Source organism: Burkholderia sp. Se-20373, from assembly GCF_017104705.1.
Lineage (GTDB): Bacteria > Pseudomonadota > Gammaproteobacteria > Burkholderiales > Burkholderiaceae > Burkholderia.
Map to the genome: position 1 here is coordinate 1 of NZ_JAAGPH010000271.1, position 4,070 is coordinate 4,070.

Annotated in this window: 4 protein-coding genes; all 4 read left to right on the forward strand. The window is 71.0% G+C overall.

The features are described 5' to 3' along the window. A partial coding sequence (locus tag G3N96_RS37675) for an ABC transporter permease subunit (protein ID WP_206140382.1) occupies nt 1-808 on the forward strand: 808 nt, incomplete at its 5' end. A gap of 13 nt (nt 809-821) precedes the next feature. Then, the gene (locus tag G3N96_RS37680; RefSeq protein WP_206140383.1) at nt 822-1,853 is read left to right on the forward strand and encodes an ABC transporter ATP-binding protein; all 1,032 of its coding nucleotides are present in this window, start codon (nt 822-824) and stop codon (nt 1,851-1,853) included. Nucleotides 1,854-1,937: 84 nt separating this feature from the next. Then, nucleotides 1,938-2,762, forward strand: a complete 825-nt coding sequence (locus G3N96_RS37685; RefSeq protein WP_206140384.1) for a phosphodiesterase — start codon at nt 1,938-1,940, stop codon at nt 2,760-2,762. 192 nt (nt 2,763-2,954) lie between these two features. Next, nucleotides 2,955-4,070 (forward strand): MFS transporter (locus tag G3N96_RS37690; protein ID WP_206140385.1); only part of this gene is annotated, 1,116 nt, incomplete at its 3' end.

A 4,070-nucleotide genomic window follows, 5' to 3' on the forward strand; every position in this document is an offset into this window, starting at 1 on the left:
CGGCGCGCGCGCGATCGCCGCGCTGCAATGGGGCGTCACGCTGCTGCTGTGCGCGTTCCTGATCGTGCCCGTCGTGATGTCGGTGCTCGCGGGCCTCACCGTCAACTATTTCCGCGGCCTGTCGAGCGGCCTCACGCTGCGCTGGCTCGAACAGGTGTGGCAGCAGTATCACGGCTCGGTCGCGCTGTCGCTCTATGTCGCGTTCGCGACGCTCGCGATCGTGCTCGCGGTCGGCGTGCCGGCCGGCTATGCGCTCGCGCGCAGCAAGAGCCGCGCGGCGCGCGCGATCGAGGAGGCGCTCGTGCTGCCGGTCGCGCTGCCCGGCCTCGCGTCGGCGCTCGCGCTGCTGGTCGTGTACGGCGGCTTCACCGCGTTCCGGATGAGCCTGTGGTTCATCGTCGTCGGCCACGTCGTGTTCACGCTGCCGTTCATGGTGCGCGCGGTGGCGGCCGTCGCGGCCGGCGCCGACCTGCGCACGCTCGAGGAAGGCGCGGCCAGCCTCGGTGCGTCGTTCGTCACGCGCTTCGTCACGATCGTGCTGCCGAACCTGCGCCCCGGCATCGTCGCGGGGGCGCTCGCGGTGCTCACGCTGTCGATCGGCGAATTCAACCTCACGTGGATGCTGCATACGCCCGACACCAAGACGCTGCCGGTCGGGCTCGCCGATACGTATGCGTCACTGCGCCTCGAAGTCGGCAGCGCGTACACGATCCTGTTCCTGCTGATGACGCTGCCGCTGCTCGTCGCGATGCAGTGGCTCGGCGTCGATCCGTCCGGCACGCGGGCACTCAAGAAGCGCCCGCGCTGAATTTCTCGCAGACATGAAACTCGATTCCACTCCCATCACCCTGACCCGCTGCGCGAAGACGTTCCGCGGCACGCGCGTGCTCGAACCGCTCGACCTGTCGATCGGCGCGGGCGAAACGCTCGTGCTGCTCGGGCCGTCGGGCTGCGGCAAGACCACGACGCTGCGCCTGATCGCGGGCCTCGACACGCCGGACGCCGGCGGCACGATCGCATTCGGCAACGACGACGTCACCGCGCTGCCGATCGAGCGCCGACAGGTCGGCATGGTGTTCCAGAACTACGCGCTGTTTCCGAACCTGACGGTGCGCGGCAACGTCGGCTACGGGCTGAAGATCCGCAAGACCGCGCCGCGCGCGCTGCGCGAGCGCGTCGACGAGCTGCTCGCGATGATGCGGCTCGACGCGCATGCGGACAAGCCGATCGACCAGCTGTCGGGCGGCCAGCGCCAGCGCGTGGCACTGGCCCGCGCACTGGCGGTGCGGCCGCGCGTGCTGCTGCTCGACGAGCCGCTGACCGCGCTCGACGCGAAGCTGCGCGACACGCTGCGTCGCGAGATGAATGCGCTGCTGCGCGAACTCGGCGTGACGACGGTCTACGTCACGCACGACCAGGCCGAGGCGATGGAGCTCGGCGACCGCATCGTCGTGATGGGCGCGGGCCGCATCGAGCAGATCGGCACGCCGCGCGACATCTACTACCACCCGGCCAACCGCACGGTCGCGCAGTTCATCGGCACGCTGAACCGGCTCGCCGGGCAATGGCGCGACGGCACGCTGGTGACCACGGGCGGCGCGATCGCGACGCCGCACGCCGCCGACGAGTGGTTCTTCCGCCCCGAGGACGCGCAACTCGCCGATCCCGCGCATGCGCCGCTGCGCGGTGCCGTGAGCGCATGCGCATTCCTCGGCGAGCGTACGCGGCTCACGATCGAGCATGCGGCCCCCGACGCGCTCGTGATCGACGTGCCGGGCCGCATCGCGCTCGCACGCGGCACGGCGGTCGGCCTCACGGTCGCACCGGAAGGCCTGATCGCGCTCGGCGCCTGATCCTTCCTTCCGGCATCATTCATGCAGCACCCCACCGCGGCGCACGACGCCGCGACGACAATCAGACAATTCCGAGGAACGACGATGCTGCTTGCTCAAATCAGCGATCTCCACATCAAGCGTCCGGGACAGCTCGCGTACCGGCGCGTCGACACCGCGGCCGCGCTCACGCGCTGCATCGAAAAACTGAACGCGCTCGTGCCGCGCCCGGATGCGGTGCTCGTCACCGGCGACCTGACCGATTTCGGCCACGACGAGGAGTACGGCAACCTGCGCGGGCTGCTCGCCGCGCTCGAGATTCCGTACTACCTGATGATCGGCAATCACGACGACCGCGCCGGGCTGCGCCGCGCGTTCGCCGATCGCGCCGAGCTGCAGGCGGGCGAATTCGTGCAGTACGCGCTCGACGTCGGCACGGTGCGCGTGCTCGCGCTCGATTCGCAGGTGCCGGGCGCCAGCTACGGCGACCTGTGCGATGCACGGCTCGCCTGGCTCGCCGCGCAGCTCGACGCGGCGCGCGACCGTCCGGTGATCGTCGCGCTGCATCACCCGCCGTTCGCGTCGGGCATCGGCCACATGGACAAGCTGCGCCTCGCGCCGGCCGCCTCCGCGAAACTCGACGCGCTGCTGCGCGGCCATCCGAACGTCGAGCGCGTGCTGTGCGGCCACGTGCATCGCACGATGTTCACGCGCTTCGGCGGCACGCTCGCCGCCGCGGTGCCGTCGCCCGCCCATCAGGTCGCATTCGACCTGCGGGCCGATGGGCCCTCCGCGTTCCGGCTCGAACCGCCGGCGTTCGCAGTCCATCACTATGTGCCCGACGCGGGGATGACGTCGCATCACGTGTATGTCGATGAAGGCGCCGGGCCTTATCCGTTTTATGAACCGACGGGTGAGCTGGTCGATTGACGGGTTGACGCACGCATGATGACGGGGGGCGGCCGGCCGGTTACACAGGCTCGGCCGGTTTGGCCGATCTGCCCCCGTCCGGCAGGATTCCCGTCGCTCCGGTATGATCGGCAGCCTCGACGGCGCCCCGCCCGCCTGCGCACCCGACGCGTGCGCCGCGCGCCGCGCCGCCCCACTTCCGTTCGCGCCGCCATGTCCACCGCCTCCACCGACCGTCCGACCGACGCCGCCTCGCCCCACTATTCGCGCAGCCTGCTGTTGCTGCTCGCGACGATCGCGGGGGTGTCCGTCGCGAACATCTACTACAACCAGCCGCTGCTCGACAGCTTCCGCTCGGCGTTTCCCGACGGCGCTTCGTGGATCGGCGCGGTGCCGACCGCGACGCAGCTCGGCTATGCGGCCGGCATGTTCCTGCTCGCGCCGCTCGGCGACCGCTTCGACCGCCGCGGGCTGATCCTGATGCAGATCGCCGGCCTGTCGGTCGCGCTGATCGTCGCGGCCACCGCGCCGTCGCTGGCCGTGCTCGCCGTCGCGAGCCTCGCGATCGGTATTCTCGCGACCATCGCGCAACAGGCCGTGCCGTTCGCCGCCGAGATCGCGCCGCCGGCCGAGCGCGGGCATGCGGTCGGCACCGTGATGAGCGGCCTGCTGCTCGGCATCCTGCTCGCGCGGACGGCCGCCGGTTTCGTCGCCGAGTATTTCGGCTGGCGCGCGGTATTCGCCGCGTCGGTCGCGGCGCTCGTCGCACTCGCCGCCGTGATCGTGCTGCGGCTGCCGCGCAGCTCGCCGACGTCGACGCTGTCGTACGGCAAGCTGCTCGGCTCGATGTGGCATCTGGCGGTCGAATTGCGCGGGCTGCGCGAGGCATCGCTGACGGGTGCCGCGCTGTTCGCGGCATTCAGCGCGTTCTGGCCCGTGCTCACGCTGCTGCTCGCCGGCGCGCCGTTCCATCTCGGCCCGCAGGCCGCCGGCCTGTTCGGGATCGTCGGCGCGGCGGGTGCGCTCGCGGCGCCGTACGCGGGCCGCTTCGCGGACAAGCGCGGCCCGCGCGCGATCATCTCGCTCGCGATCGCGCTGCTCGCGCTGTCGTTCGTGATCTTCGCGCTGTCGGGCTCGAGCCTCGTCGGGCTCGTGATCGGCGTGATCGTGCTGGACGTCGGCGTGCAGGCCGCGCAGATCTCGAACCAGTCGCGCATCTATGCGCTGAAGCCCGAGGCGCGCAGCCGCGTCAACACGGTGTACATGGTGTGCTATTTCATCGGCGGCGCACTCGGCTCGTCGGCCGGCGTCGCCGCATGGCACGCGTTC

Excerpts from the sequence above, each read along its gene's own strand:
- G3N96_RS37680 (WP_206140383.1), top strand. The coding sequence starts at position 822 with ATGAAACTCGATTCCACTCCCATCACCCTGACCCGCTGCGCGAAGACG.
- G3N96_RS37685 (WP_206140384.1), top strand. The coding sequence starts at position 1,938 with ATGCTGCTTGCTCAAATCAGCGATCTCCACATCAAGCGTCCGGGACAG.